This window comes from Alkaliphilus metalliredigens QYMF (genome assembly GCF_000016985.1).
GTDB lineage: Bacteria > Bacillota > Clostridia > Peptostreptococcales > Natronincolaceae > Alkaliphilus_A > Alkaliphilus_A metalliredigens.
Genome location: NC_009633.1, coordinates 2,875,025 through 2,889,434, shown reverse-complemented (window position 1 = coordinate 2,889,434; position 14,410 = coordinate 2,875,025). Strand labels below are relative to the sequence as shown.

Below are 14,410 nucleotides of genomic sequence, written 5' to 3'. Positions count from 1 at the left end.
TGAAGGAAGGGAGTTCAAATGCCGATTAATGAGGGTTATCGTAAAAAACGAGTAGTTCGTAGGAAGCTAAAAAGAACACTAACATCTATCTTATTTGCAATTATTATTATTTTATCAGGAATATACTATATTTTACAGTCAGACTTAATGAACTTAAAACATGTTGAAGTACAAGGTCAGAATGAAATTAATTTTGAAGAAATCATCGAGGCATCTCAATTAGTTTATAATCGAAACTTACTGAAATATAACTTGGAAACAATTGAAAAGAACATCACCGCCCATCCTTATATAAGTGAAACACAAGTGAAACGGAGCTTTCCTAACACCATGAAAATTCATGTGAAGGAGCGTGAGGAATATGCTATAATAACCTATATGGGATCGTATATCTATATAGACGAGAACACGGTAATTTTAAAGGCTATTGACAGCTATCTGGCAGACGATCTAACCATTATTACAGGGATAGAGTTGAAGAACTTCAAAGTAGGAGAAATAATCGAAACCCATAATGATGAACAGCTTGAAATTGCATTAGGACTTTTAAGGGCTGCTAGGGAAACGACAATTTATGATATGATTTCTGAAGTGAATATTAGTGAACCTAATGAGGTTAATTTAATTACATTTGATGGGATAACCGTACTATTAGGTAATGTTAGAGATCCAGGGTATAGCATGGTGGCCTTAGATGAAGTATTAGTTGAATTGTATACACGTGGAATTCGCAGCGCAACAGTAGATATGCGTTATGAGGGTCATATTTCAGTAAAGGACCAAAGGGAACAAGGAGATGAAGAGTGATGAAGGCATTTAAAGGGAAGCTTGCGGTGGGAATCCTATGTGCTATTTTAGGATTAACCATTTCAATGCAGCTTAAAACTGTTAGGGATAGAGAAGGGGAAGGGTTTTTATCTACACACAAAGCTCAAGAACTGGCTATGCAATTAAGTGAATTGCGTGGTGAGAGAACCCGTCTTAATGAAGAGTTAACAGAGCTGGAAAAAAGACTTCGTGAATATGAGATTTCTGAGGCGGATGAAAATTTGATTATTAGAAACTTGAGGAATGATTTAGATCGTTTTCAAATCATGTCAGGAAGCAAAGCACTACAGGGTCCAGGAGTGAGCATTACGATTGCAGACCCCCCAGCAGATGCTGAATATGCTGGCACTGGAGAAGTCAGCTTGATTATGTATAACTATGAAATTTTATTATCCCTAATTAATGTACTTAATGCTGCTGGAGCAGAAGCAATTTCAATTAATAATCAACGATATATTGCAACTACTGAAGTTTATTTGACATCAAATAGCGTGATGATCAACGATGTACCAACGTCACCACCTTTTATGATTACTGCAATTGGGAGTCCAGAAGATTTGGAATCATCCTTAAATATGAGATATGGAATCATATGGGAAATTCGACAGCACTATGAAAGATTGAATATAGAAGTTCGGAAGGAAAGTGAGTTGACAATTCCCAGATACAGCAGAGTTATCGATTATCAATTTGCTAAGCCCATAGAAAATCTGTAGTATGAATAGATAATGGGGGTCTACTATGAAAATGGCAAACAAAAGTTGGATTATCATTTTTACCTTTTTCCTATTTGGATTTGGTTTAACTTTTCAGTGGAAAAATGCAGATGCTGAATATGAACATGTAGATATTAGGACAATTTCTGATTTGCAAAATGCTGTTAAAACGGAACTGGAACGGACTAATAACCTAAGAGCATTAGTCGTACAAAGTGAAAACCGTTTAAATGAATATGAACAAGCTATCGCTGATGGAAAAGGGATTCAAGATATTTTAGAGGCTGAAATTGATAATATGATGTTGACATCAGGTATGATAGACTTAGAAGGACCCGGCGTGACAGTCCGTATGACTGATAGCGAGAGGGACTTGTACGAAGGAGAAGAGCCTAACGATGTGGTGATTCATGAAGCCGATGTACTGGGTATTGTCAATGATTTAAAGATCGCTGGAGCTGAAGCTATCTCAATAAATGGTCAAATACTCACTAGTAAATCAGAAATTATTTGCACAGGCCCAACCATTACAATTAATGGATATACCTATGGACAGCCATTTGTTATTAGAGCCATTGGAGATACACAAACACTAGCTGCGGCTGTAAGGGCTCCGGGTACAACTGCAATTAACTTAAGGGACATTTGGGGATTAGGTATTGAAACACAGGTTAGTGAGCGAGTCAGAATTGCAAAATTTCAAGGTAGCACTCAATTTAACTATGCGATACCAAAGGAAGGTGAATAGAAAATGATTTTAGCACTGGTTGGTTTACTGGGGGGGATTTTACTTGGACTCTACTTGCCGATTCAATACCCTGTGGCATACTCTCTGTACATTTCTGTTGCAATTCTAGCATGTATGGATTCTGTATTTGGCGCAATTAGAGCCAATATGGAGGATAAATTTAATACAGAAATATTTGTTTCTGGTTTTTTTGGTAATGCGATATTAGCAGGTTTTCTTGCCTATATAGGAGATAAGCTAGGGGTACCATTGTATTATGCAGCTATATTTGCATTTGGAGGTAGATTATTCCATAATTTTGCCATGATACGGCGATACTTATTGGAACGATTACGTTCTGGATCTAATTCAACGGAATAGTTTTTTTATTTTTCCACTTTAATATGATTGAAAAAAAGGAAATAGAGTCTTTTTGTTGAATAAGTCTATAGTACTTTTAATAGCCCTTTGACCCATAGATTATAATCTTAACCTATGATACAGTAAAAAGGATATTGATAGATGAAGAAACGATAATAAACGCGAAAAATTTATTTACATAATGAGGGGGTAATAGACTGTGTTAGAATTTGATGTTGCCATGGAACAATTTGCACAAATTAAAGTCATAGGTGTTGGTGGTGCAGGAAATAATGCTGTTAACCGAATGATTGAATCCGGCTTAAAAGGTGTAGAATTTATTGCGATTAACACAGATAAACAAGCTTTATTTACTTCTAAGGCAGAGCATAAAATCCAAATTGGAGAAAAACTGACAAGAGGATTAGGGGCAGGTGCAAATCCAGATGTTGGACAAAAGGCTGCTGAAGAAAGCAGAGAGGATATTTCTCAAATACTGCAAGGCGCAGATATGGTATTTGTGACTGCTGGAATGGGTGGTGGAACAGGAACAGGAGCTGCTCCTGTTGTTGCTGAAATAGCCAAAGAATTGGGAATTTTGACTGTAGGAGTTGTCACGAAGCCCTTTACATTTGAAGGAAAAAGAAGAATGTTACATGCGGAGCAAGGAACAGCGCAACTAAAGGAACGTGTGGACACCCTAGTGACCATTCCTAATGATCGATTGCTACAAGTGATTGAAAAGAAAACAACAATGCTAGAAGCCTTTAGAATGGCAGATGACGTCTTAAAGCAAGGAGTTCAAGGTATTTCGGATTTGATTGCAGTACCTGGACTTGTTAACCTAGACTTTGCAGATGTCAAAACCATAATGCTTGAGCAAGGTTTAGCACATATGGGAATCGGACGAGCTAGTGGAGAAAATCGTGCTGCGGAAGCAGCAAAACAAGCGATTCAAAGTCCGCTGCTAGAAACTTCCATTACGGGGGCAAAGGGAGTCCTCTTAAATATTACTGGTGGTGCAAATATGGGATTATTTGAAGTAAATGAAGCTGCTGAGTTGGTTACTGAGGCAGCCGACGAAGACGCAAATATTATCTTTGGTGCTGTGATCGACGAAGAGTTAAAGGATGAAATTCGCATTACAGTTATTGCAACAGGCTTTGAAAAAAGCTTATTATCTAAGGATCCTAGAGACGAAAAGAAAAACCCACTCTCTCAAGATGAAGAGGTGGCAGCTACAAAGGAAGACAAGTTAAAAAGTGAGCGCAATGATGATCTAGATATTCCAATTTTTTTAAGAAGAAAGAAATAGATATATAGTTAACAAAATTTACATTATCCACAAAAACTCAATAAGATAGTAAACTACAAAGATCTGTATTAAATACAGGTCTTTTGTTGTCCTGTTTCCTGTAAACATATTATGTAAACAAAAATTATCGTTCAACAAAAAATTCAGAAATACGAGGGACAAAGTACCATTTCGACTTCATAAAGTGACAAAAAAAAAGTACGAGATCCAATATAATAGACATAAAGCATTTCAAAATTGAATAATTGTATAATAATAGGATTGTGTCCCTTAAAGAGGAGGGAATGATGTGATTCTTTATGCTGAGTATGTATTTTTAGAGAATTTTGTAATGAACTTTATTATTCTTTCATTAACAGCTCGATTTGCCAAATATCAGAGTAAAAAGCTTTTATTGGTATTGGCATCGTCATTAGGCGCTTTATATGCATTTATTATTTTTTTTCCTTCTCTTCACTTCATGTTCTCCATGATGATGAAGGTAGCGTGCTCTATGTTGATTATTGTGGTAGCGTTTTCGCCTTATCGATTCAAGGATTTTTTTAGACTATTAGGGATTTTTTATTTAATTACTCTAATATTTGGAGGGGCTGGATTTGCTCTGTTTTATTTTACTAATTTTAATGGAATAGTCAGCAATGGCATTTTTTACATCACTAATGTCTCGCTTAAAAACATCTTAGTTTCCTGTGGGATTGGGTATATATTAATTCATTTTTGTTGGGGATATATACAAAAACAGATTAGTAGAGAAAAAGTTTTTACTAAGATATTGATAGAAATCAATGGAATCTCAGTAGAAGTTCAAGGATTAGTAGATACAGGAAACTCCTTAACAGATCCACTGACTAACTACCCTGTCATCATTGTTGAATATGAAGCCATTACTAACTTACTGCCGGAAGAGGTTAAAAGAATATTCAACCAGTCAACTACAATTGATTATAAACAAGTTGCCCTATTATTAGATAATCAATCATGGATGACAAGAATTAGAATGATTCCTTTTCAGGCATTGGGAACGGAAAATGGCATGTTAGTTGGTTTCAAGCCGGATCGTGTTTCGATTGAAAACAATTCAATAATGAAGGAGACTCAGGACACGATCATTGCAATTTACCATAAAAAACTCTCTAAGAACGAGGATTATCGGGCATTACTGCACCCCGATTTAGTGTAAATTGACTAATTAAAGCATTGGAGGTAGACAAGGTGAAATTATGGATAAGTAAAATTAAAATGATGTATCAGTTTTATGTCATGAAGATACTAAAAAAACTAAATATATTTAGAGAAGATACTGTCTATTATATTGGAGGCAGTGAGGCGCTGCCGCCTCCATTATCCCATGATGAAGAGCGGTTTCTGATCAATAAGCTGAAGAATGATGAAAGTACCGTTCGAACCATATTAATAGAAAGAAATTTGAGGTTAGTCGTGTATATTGCAAGAAAATTTGAAAATACAGGAATTGGTGTAGAGGATCTAATTTCCATAGGAACCATTGGCCTCATTAAAGCTGTTAATACCTTTAATCCGGACAAGAATATCAAGCTAGCAACCTATGCTTCTCGATGTATCGAAAATGAAATTTTGATGTATCTCAGAAGAAATAGCAAAGTCAAAATGGAAGTCTCATTTGATGAGCCATTGAACATTGATTGGGATGGGAATGAATTACTACTTTCGGATATTTTAGGAACTGATAATGATATTATTTATAAATTCTTAGAAGAAGAGGTAGATAAGGAATTATTGAAGTTCGCACTTAAAAAACTGTCCAAAAGGGAAAGGAAAATAATGGAACTGAGATTTGGACTACAAACAGGAAAGGAGAGAACACAAAAAGAAGTGGCTGATCTCCTGGGAATATCTCAATCTTATATTTCAAGACTGGAAAAACGAATCATAATCAGGCTAAAAAAAGAAATTAATCGTTTGATTTAAAATAATCGTCCTCGGATGATTATTTTTTTTAGATAATTCGTCAATAATTTAAATAAGAAAAGGGGTAATTCATAGCGAAGGGACTGGAGAAGAACAATGCATATTAACAAAGTGGAAATTTGCGGAGTAAACACATCAGAATTACCAGTATTGAAAAATGATTATATGAGACATCTCTTTGGTCTTATTAAACAAGGGGATAACAGTGCTAGAGAGGAGTTTATCCAGGGTAATCTGCGATTAGTTCTAAGTGTGATACAAAGATTTAATAATAGAGGGGAACATGTAGATGATTTGTTTCAAGTGGGATGTATTGGCTTGATCAAAGCCATTGATAATTTTGACTTGAGGCATAATGTTAGATTTTCTACATATGCAGTACCAATGATCATTGGAGAAATCAGAAGGTACCTAAGAGATAATAACTCCATACGGGTGAGTCGTTCTCTAAGAGACACTGCTTATAAGGCATTACAAGTTAGAGATCAGTTGACAAATCAGAAATCTAAGGAACCTTCTGTAGCTGAGATTGCAGCGAATCTAAATATACCTAGAGAAGATGTGGTGTTTGCTTTAGATGCAATACAAGATCCAGTATCATTGTTTGAACCAATTTACCATGATAGTGGAGATGCAATTTTTGTAATGGATCAGATCCGTGACGAAAAAAGTGAAGATGAAACCTGGATCGATGGTATTGCATTAAGAGAAGCCATGAGGAGGTTAAATAATCGAGAAAAGCATATTTTGAATTTACGCTTTTTTGAAGGACGAACACAAATGGAAGTGGCAGACGAAATTGGAATTTCACAAGCACAAGTTTCTAGACTTGAAAAAACTGCTTTAAAGCATATGCGTAAAAACATATAAGGGAGTTCTCTTTAGTAGTCTAAAAGAAATTTACCATAACAGTGTCATAAAGAAGACAGGAAGTCCATAAATATATAATGAGACTTAATCTAGAGGGAGTTAATGATCTACCTACTAAGAGTTTGTAAATAACAAAGTCAAGTAATTGTTTAATGCAAAGGGGGACAAACGATGATAAGAGCATCAGATTTAACGGAGAAAGAAGTAGTGAGTATCACAGATGGCAAAAAGCTCGGCTATATTTCAGACTTAGAAGTGGATATGGAAAGAGGAAGGGTCACTGCCATTATTGTACCTATTGAAGGAAGAATGATGGGGTTATTTGGAAAAGAAGAAGAGCAAGAGGTGACTTGGGGTGAAATTAAACATATTGGTGTTGATGTGATATTGGTTGAGATAAAAGGGCCAGTAGAACCAAGAGTGGAGAACGACGATGAAGGGTTTTATCCGATCAAAGCGATTAAATAAAAAGGAATAGACTTCCCATAAGGTCTATATTATAATGAAAACATATAGGTTATGACAGTGTCATAAAAAAATGGGAGGTGAGTTGATGAACTGTCCCTTTTGTTCACATTTTGAATCTAAGGTAGTTGATTCAAGACCAACTGATGAAGGACAAGCAATTAGACGAAGAAGAGAGTGTGTATCATGTCATAAGCGATTTACGACTTATGAAAAAATCGAAGAAATCCCCTTAATTGTTGTCAAAAAAAGCGGAAACCGTGAATCATTTAACCGAAACAAAGTTTTAAATGGTATGATTCGGGCCTGTGAAAAACGGCCTGTGCCATTAAATAAAATTGAAGCCATTGTAGATCATATCGAAAAGCAGTTATACAACTCTATGGAAAAGGAAATTACAACGGAATTTATTGGCACATTAGTGATAGATCAGATAAAGCAGTTAGATGAAGTGGCCTATGTGAGATTTGCTTCAGTCTATAGGGAATTTAAAGATATCAATACATTTATGGATGAGTTAAAAAAGCTTCTAAAAGAAAAACCAGAAGAAGCTTAATATATAGTTAAGCAGGGACAGCGTGAGGGCAGGAGTTAAATCTCTTGCTCTTTATTTTATCAAAAGAGATTTTATCTTCGGGTATAGGAGGGGACAATATGTCATTTGTACAAATTATCAAAGAAGGTGTTACTTATTTTGAGATTGAAGCGTTTCAACAATTTGAATGGCTAAAACATGGTTTTAGCACGAGAATTGGAGGGAAGAGTGAAGGCCCCTATGATAGTTTGAATCTAGGGCGTAAAACCAAGGACGATTATGAGACTGTTATTGAAAATACCAAGCACTTTTGTGAAGCAGTGGGTATCAACCCAAGTCAGGTACAGAGATCAAATCAAGTTCATGGAGATCAAATCAAGATTGTAGGAGAATCCTGTAAAACAGGTGACGGAACAGATGGTTTTGATGGCATGATCACCAATCAAAGAGGTGTCCCACTGATGACTTATTATGCTGATTGTGTACCCTTGTTTTTCGTGGATCCAGACCATAGAGTGGTAGCAACGACGCATGGTGGCTGGAGAGGAACACAGATGAAAATTGCTCAAAAAACCGTGAAAAAAATGATGACACACTTTGGAACAAATCCTCAAAATGTTATTGTTGCCATTGGACCATCAATTGGTCCTTGCTGTTATGAAGTGAACAAAGAGGTCATTGATGAATTTAACACAAACTTTACACAGACAGCTACCTTTGTAAAACCAATGGGAGAAGGCAAATATATGTTGGATCTGTGGCGGGCACACATTGTTGCCTTGAAGGAAATTGGTGTACAAGATAGAAATATAATAACAAGTGGTCTTTGTACTGCTTGTCGAACAGATCTATTTTACTCTCATCGAAAGGAAAAAGGTGTAACGGGGCGAATGGCGGCTCTTATCCAATTAAAGTAAAAAGGAGGCTTCTAAATGAACGGGAAGAATATATTGGTTGTAGATGATGAGGAGCATATTATTGAATTAATTAAGTTTAACTTGGAGAAAAATGGTTTTTCAGTATTGACAAGTGATAATGGAGAAGAAAGTATTGAGTTGGTGAAAAACAATGATGTGGACTTAATTGTGTTAGACTTAATGTTACCAGGAATAGATGGGATAGAGGTTTGCAAGCGAATTAGAAGAATGGACGATTATGACAAAACACCAATTATCATGCTAACGGCTATGGGTGAAGAAACTGACCGCATTTTAGGGTTAGAGCTAGGCGCTGATGATTATATGACGAAGCCCTTTAGCATACGAGAATTGGTTGCTCGCATCAAGGCAGTTTTAAGAAGAAGTGAAGAAAAACAAACAGTGAGAGCAATTAAACTGGTAGTCAAGGATTTGATGATTGACACTGAAAAGCATGAGGTTCGAATAAAGGATCAACCAATTGAGCTCACATTAAAAGAATTTGAGCTGGTTAGAATTTTAGCAGAAAACAGAGGTAAGGTACTATCAAGAAACCTGTTATTAGATGAAGTATGGGGATATGATTACTTTGGGGAAACCCGTACTGTAGATGTACATATTCGCCACCTTAGGAAGAAAATAGGTGACGACCAAAGTGGTGAATATATTGAAACCATTAGGGGCGTCGGATATAAGATGAAGTAGGTGAAGAAATGCAAAAAAAGATATTTGGGACCTTTGTGATTCTCTTGCTCATAGGGATTCTCTTAACGGGATTTCTTTCATTAAGTCTGATTCGAACTAGTCATATGAACGAGTTAGAGAGACGCCTGATTTCCAATGCCAAGCTCATTGAATCCTTTATTATGGAGAAGGAAGTGGATTTAAAACCAGCTGAATTACAACGAATTGCAGAAGAGTACGGTAGCAAAGCTGAGGTGCGGGTGACAATTATAGACCAAAGTGGAGAAGTACTGGCGGATTCATTAGCTGCTGAAGGGGTTATTGAGAACCACAGAAATCGACCAGAAGTTCAAATGGCTTATGAGGACGGACTTGGGAGAGCAATACGTCATAGTGAAACAGTTAATATAGATATGATGTACATTGCCATCCCTGTACAATTTAGTGAAGAAAACATTGGAATTGTCAGGCTAGCCATCAATTTATTAGAAATTCAACGAATCAATGAAAGGCTTTATTATTATATTGGAATCTCTATAATTATTGGCCTAATTGCGGCATCAATACTAGGATATCGTTTTATTCGAAAGATCATGGAGCCAATTAAGGAAATGACAGAAATGTCTAATGAAATTGCAAAAGGACGCTTTGACAAGCGGGTTCGTGTTGTTTCTAACGATGAAATGGGGCAACTAGGAGATCATTTTAACGATATGGCAGATCACTTAAAGCATACCATTAGTCAACTATCACAGAGTAATACAAAGTTCAAAGCCCTTTTAACAAGTATTATTAATCCGATCGTAGCAGTGGATAACAAAAGTCAGGTCATTTTATTAAACCCTGCTGCAGAAAAATTGTTTAACACTACGATGGAAGAGGCTATGGGAAAGCATATACTTGAAGTCATTAGAAATAATTTATTGGATGAACAAATTAAAGAAATATTTGAAAAAAATGAGGCAAAACAAATTGAAGTGACACTTAAGGAACCGAAGGAAAGAATTCTGAAGGTGTATACTAATCCAATTCAGCTAGAGCATGATCCAACAAGGATTATTGGTCTCGTTGCGTTAATGGAGGATGTAAGTGAGATTAGAAAGCTAGAAAAAATGCGTTCTGAGTTTGTAGCTAATGTCTCTCATGAATTAAAAACACCCTTAACGTCTATCAGTGGCTTTATTGAGACTCTAAAATCTGGAGCCATTGAGGATGAAGAAACAAAAATGCGTTTTTTAGATATTATTGACATTGAAACTGAAAGACTAGCACGCTTAATTAACGATATTTTAACCCTCTCTGAAATAGAAAACAATCATAGCCATTTAGCCGGCCAAGGAATTAAAACTAATGAAGCCCTTAAGGATGTAATTGAAATGATGACACCCATTGCCCAAAATAAAAGTATTCGTTTGGGATCGCAAGTCGAGTTAAATCTGCCCATACTAATAGGAAATCAAGACTGGTTTAAACAAATGTTCATCAATTTAATTGATAATGCCTTGAAATACACATCAGAAGGTGGGCGAGTTCAGATTTCAGCCTATAAGAAGTATAATCATGTAGTGTTCTCAGTTAAAGATTGTGGGGTTGGGATCCCCAAAAAGGATATCCCACGTCTTTTTGAACGCTTTTATCGTGTTGATAAAGCGAGAACACGTAAGGTTGGTGGTACTGGATTAGGTTTGGCCATCGTAAAGCATATTGTACTTTCTTTAAATGGAAGAATTAAAGTCAATAGCGAAGTGGGTAAAGGAACTGAATTTATTCTTATCGTACCTATTGATGAAACCTAAAGTGCATTGTCGAAAATGGAATTAAGGGAAGTTGTTCAGTAATTTGAATGACTTCCTTTTTTTTGATGAAATTTGCTTTTTCGTATAGTTTTACCTTTGTGCGGGAAATATAAAATGAGACTAAAAGTATCTAACTTTAAGGAGGAATATGGATGTCAATAGGAATGATTTTACTAGTCATCGTTGCTATACTAATTTTCATGGGATTAGCAGAGCGTGTATTAGATAGATTGAGATTAAGTGATAAAGCTGCAATCGCCATTATTATAGCAATTGTACTTTCCACAATATTTATCCCCAATATTGCTATAACTGAGAATGTATCCTTTAATGTAGGCGGATTTTTAATTCCAATGGGGTTAGTGATTTACTTATTTATTAAAGTTGAAACAGGAAAAGAACGTTTTAGAGCTATTGTTGCAGCAGTCATTGCTGGAGCTGCAATCTACCTAACACAAAGATATGTTTTGCCTGCTGAACCAGAAGCGATGCAGATCGACCCAAACTATGTGTATCCGTTGATTGGTGGGATTATTGCTTACTTGTTTGGACGCTCCAGAAGAGCCGCATTTATAGCGGGAATTTTAGGTGTTGTTCTAGCTGATGTGATTCAACTGGTCCTTAATAATATTAATAACATCCCGGCACCAACACGTTTTGGAGGAGCTGGTGGTGTGGACACCACTGTAATGGCAGGAATTATTGCAGTTTTGATTGCAGAGATAATTGGAGAAACTCGGGAAAGGCTTCAAGGAGGAACATCAAAAAAAAATATGCACTACGAAAAAGGACATTTTGTTAGTACCCTAGGAAAGGCTAACAAGGAGGATAAAAAAAAGAACGAGAATAAGAACAAAAACAAGAATTTTAAAAGAGACATAGATGACAGGGGTGATCAAGATGAGAAATAAAGGACGAATTTTACTATGTTTCATATTAATTGGGGTCTTAGTGTCAGCGAATTTTAGCTTTGTTGATGCATATCGAAAGCCTGGAGAATATTTCACTGTTTATAACTCTAATAGCGATAAAGTGTTATTCATGACAGGTATTGAGGTCACACGAGGTGATCAATATCTAAGTGGTGACAATAAAATGTACGAAGTGACAAGAGTGAACACAAGCAGTAGGATTGCCTACGCGGACTTTATAAATGACGTCCAGTTACCTAAGATTAATCTTGAAGCTCTTGAAAGAGTAAAACTGGCACTGGACGGTCCTGAAGGATTAGCAGCACTATTTTTAGCTCAAGAAGAAGAGGGAGAGGAGGGTGAAGGTGAAGGAGAACGTCCTGGAGGATGGGAAAATTTAGAGAGAAGGGTAGGAATTTATACGACCCATAGCGCTGAATCCTACGTTCCTACAGATGGCGAAGAAAGTATTGAAGAAGGTGGGGGAATTATACAAGTAGCATCAAAATTAAGCGAAGGTTTCCAGAATCAAGGTGTTGAAGCTACCCATGATGAAACAAATCATGTGCCCCATGACGCAGGAGCATACAAAAGATCAAGAAGAACAGCCATGGAATTGATGACAGAACAAGGGGTCGCCTCATTAATAGATGTACATCGAGATGCTGTTCCAGTAGAGCAATATAATACTGAAATAAATGGTAAACCAGCATCAAAGGTAAGAATGGTTATCGGACGACGTAATCAAAATTTCAAAGCCAATGAGGAATTAGCCATGCATGTTAAGGCAGTTGCTGATGAGATGCATCCAGGATTAATTAAAGACATTTTTTATGCAAAAGGAGATTACAATCAAGATTTAACGCCTAGGGCCATGTTACTGGAGATGGGAACATTTGAACAAGAAAGACAACGACCGGAAACATCTGCAGGATATTTTGCAGAAGCTGTGACAACAGCTATGTTTGGAGGCGTCGTAGAGGATGAGGATGGAGATACTGAAGACGTTGCCCCAGAGGCAGAAAGTGATGGTGGCTCAGGAGCTGGTATCATGGGTTTAATTGCAGTTGTTGGTGGCGGAGGACTAGCCTTTTTATTTTTAAGTAGTGGTGGCAAGGAATGGAAATCAAAGCTTGGAAACTTTAAAGATGAATTTCGAAATTTTCTAGGTCGAAGTAAGAATAAAAAATAGGTGATGATCAATTGGAAGAATATTATATCCTTATATTAACGGCGCTTATGATGGGAACTTTGGCAAGACTCAGTATGATGACATCTGATTATCGACAATATCCTACTTATCCACAAGGGTATCTATCGCACTTTACCCTGGGGATGATTGCAGCAGGTTTAGGTGCGGTTGCCATTCCTGCCATTGCTGAGGAGGAGTATGCAGCCATCACATTTTTAGCCTTAGCAGCACAACAGTTTAGAGATGTGAGAAATATGGAAAGACAGAGCTTAGATAATATTGAACCGACAGAATTAGTTCCTCGGGGAACCGCATACATTGAGGATATTGCAAAAGCCTTTGAAGCAAGAAATTATTTGGCTATTTTAACGGCTCTTGGAACTGGGGCAGCAATATTTATAACTGCTAAACTAGATCAAGGCTGGATTATTCAAATTATAGCCGGTGTCGTAGTAGGTGCTGCGGTAGCAGTGTTTTTAAAAAACAACTTAAAGGGAAGAGTGATTCAAGACATTGCAAAGGTAGAGGAAGCGAAAATATCCTTTGAAGGACCCCTCCTGACGATTAATGGTGTGATCGTTATGAATATAGGATTAAAGGACTCGAGAGACATTTTTCTAAAAAGCGGCGTTGCAGTTGAAATTATACCAAATGATGCCAATGGTGTTGCAGCATTATCAAATATTGGGCAACGGCAAGCTATCCAACATAATGCAGCGACCCAGCTTGGTATTCGTAAGGATGTTGATGAACCTGACTTTACACCGATTGCACGGAGAAATCCGAATAATGGAAATATCGTCATGGCTATCGTTACGATGAATCCCAGCGTTGATTGTTTAATAGAAGTAGTTAAAACAACACCAGTATTAGAATCCTCCAAGCGAAAACCATTAGATTCAAAAGTGGGAAGAAGCCTAAGAAGGTAGAAGGAGACCCTTATGGAATTTGGATTAAAAGAGTTTATCATTGCAGTCATCACAACAAATAAAGAGATGGTAAGTAGCGCTATGGTGCCAGTTTTCTATGCAAGGGATGAGGAGCATAAAGAAAGATTAGCTTTACTCATTTCAAAAACAACCACTGGTATGGTACACGACCTAGAGGACGGGACCTATATCATTGTGAAACATTAGGTAGGTAAGGT

At 36.8% G+C, this 14,410-nt stretch carries 17 protein-coding genes; all 17 read left to right on the top strand.

Annotated elements, in window-relative coordinates; translation table 11 throughout:
* The first annotated feature begins 18 nt into the window (after nt 1–18).
* The 17 genes from AMET_RS14185 (at nt 19) to AMET_RS14105 (ending at nt 14,399) form a co-directional block, all read left to right on the top strand.
* On the top strand, nt 19–807 hold the full coding sequence (locus tag AMET_RS14185) for a cell division protein FtsQ/DivIB (protein WP_012063995.1): 789 nt from the start codon (nt 19–21) through the stop codon (nt 805–807).
* A complete protein-coding gene (locus AMET_RS14180) occupies nt 807–1,544 on the top strand; it encodes a DUF881 domain-containing protein (protein ID WP_012063994.1) in 738 nt (245 codons plus the stop codon). The genes AMET_RS14185 and AMET_RS14180 overlap by 1 nt, the downstream gene beginning before the upstream one ends.
* A gap of 25 nt (nt 1,545–1,569) precedes the next feature.
* Entirely contained in the window at nt 1,570–2,292 is a 723-nt protein-coding gene (locus AMET_RS14175) for a DUF881 domain-containing protein (protein WP_012063993.1), read from the top strand.
* Between the two features lie 3 nt (nt 2,293–2,295).
* Nucleotides 2,296–2,652: a small basic family protein gene (locus tag AMET_RS14170; protein ID WP_012063992.1), complete on the top strand. Its 357-nt coding sequence runs from the start codon at nt 2,296–2,298 to the stop codon at nt 2,650–2,652.
* 199 nt (nt 2,653–2,851) lie between these two features.
* Entirely contained in the window at nt 2,852–3,946 is a 1,095-nt protein-coding gene (ftsZ, locus tag AMET_RS14165) for a cell division protein FtsZ (protein ID WP_012063991.1), read from the top strand.
* A gap of 289 nt (nt 3,947–4,235) precedes the next feature.
* On the top strand, nt 4,236–5,126 hold the full coding sequence (spoIIGA, locus tag AMET_RS14160; RefSeq protein ID WP_012063990.1) for a sigma-E processing peptidase SpoIIGA: 891 nt from the start codon (nt 4,236–4,238) through the stop codon (nt 5,124–5,126).
* Nucleotides 5,127–5,185: 59 nt separating this feature from the next.
* Nucleotides 5,186–5,893, top strand: a complete 708-nt coding sequence (sigE, locus tag AMET_RS14155; RefSeq protein ID WP_041721685.1) for an RNA polymerase sporulation sigma factor SigE — start codon at nt 5,186–5,188, stop codon at nt 5,891–5,893.
* Nucleotides 5,894–5,989: 96 nt separating this feature from the next.
* A complete protein-coding gene (gene sigG, locus AMET_RS14150) occupies nt 5,990–6,763 on the top strand; it encodes an RNA polymerase sporulation sigma factor SigG (protein ID WP_012063988.1) in 774 nt (257 codons plus the stop codon).
* A gap of 171 nt (nt 6,764–6,934) precedes the next feature.
* Nucleotides 6,935–7,231 carry a YlmC/YmxH family sporulation protein gene (locus tag AMET_RS14145; protein WP_012063987.1) on the top strand — a complete coding sequence of 99 codons (297 nt, stop codon included), beginning with the start codon at nt 6,935–6,937 and terminating at the stop codon, nt 7,229–7,231.
* 85 nt (nt 7,232–7,316) lie between these two features.
* Nucleotides 7,317–7,784, top strand: coding sequence for a transcriptional regulator NrdR (nrdR, locus tag AMET_RS14140; protein WP_012063986.1), 468 nt, complete (start codon nt 7,317–7,319; stop codon nt 7,782–7,784).
* Nucleotides 7,785–7,882: 98 nt separating this feature from the next.
* On the top strand, nt 7,883–8,680 hold the full coding sequence (gene pgeF / locus AMET_RS14135) for a peptidoglycan editing factor PgeF (RefSeq protein ID WP_012063985.1): 798 nt from the start codon (nt 7,883–7,885) through the stop codon (nt 8,678–8,680).
* A gap of 15 nt (nt 8,681–8,695) precedes the next feature.
* Nucleotides 8,696–9,385 (top strand): response regulator, encoded by a 690-nt coding sequence (locus AMET_RS14130; protein WP_012063984.1) that lies wholly within the window; start codon nt 8,696–8,698, stop codon nt 9,383–9,385.
* 8 nt (nt 9,386–9,393) lie between these two features.
* The gene (gene pnpS / locus AMET_RS14125; RefSeq protein ID WP_012063983.1) at nt 9,394–11,160 is read left to right on the top strand and encodes a two-component system histidine kinase PnpS; all 1,767 of its coding nucleotides are present in this window, start codon (nt 9,394–9,396) and stop codon (nt 11,158–11,160) included.
* A 152-nt stretch (nt 11,161–11,312) separates the two neighbouring features.
* Complete coding sequence (locus AMET_RS14120; RefSeq protein WP_012063982.1) at nt 11,313–12,071, top strand: YphA family membrane protein; 759 nt, start codon at nt 11,313–11,315, stop codon at nt 12,069–12,071.
* On the top strand, nt 12,061–13,263 hold the full coding sequence (spoIIP, locus tag AMET_RS14115) for a stage II sporulation protein P (protein WP_012063981.1): 1,203 nt from the start codon (nt 12,061–12,063) through the stop codon (nt 13,261–13,263). Before AMET_RS14120 ends, spoIIP begins: the two co-directional genes overlap by 11 nt.
* Before the next feature lie 11 nt (nt 13,264–13,274).
* Nucleotides 13,275–14,192: a YIEGIA family protein gene (locus AMET_RS14110; protein ID WP_012063980.1), complete on the top strand. Its 918-nt coding sequence runs from the start codon at nt 13,275–13,277 to the stop codon at nt 14,190–14,192.
* 12 nt (nt 14,193–14,204) lie between these two features.
* Complete coding sequence (locus AMET_RS14105) at nt 14,205–14,399, top strand: capping complex subunit for YIEGIA (protein ID WP_012063979.1); 195 nt, start codon at nt 14,205–14,207, stop codon at nt 14,397–14,399.
* Nucleotides 14,400–14,410: the final 11 nt, after the last annotated feature.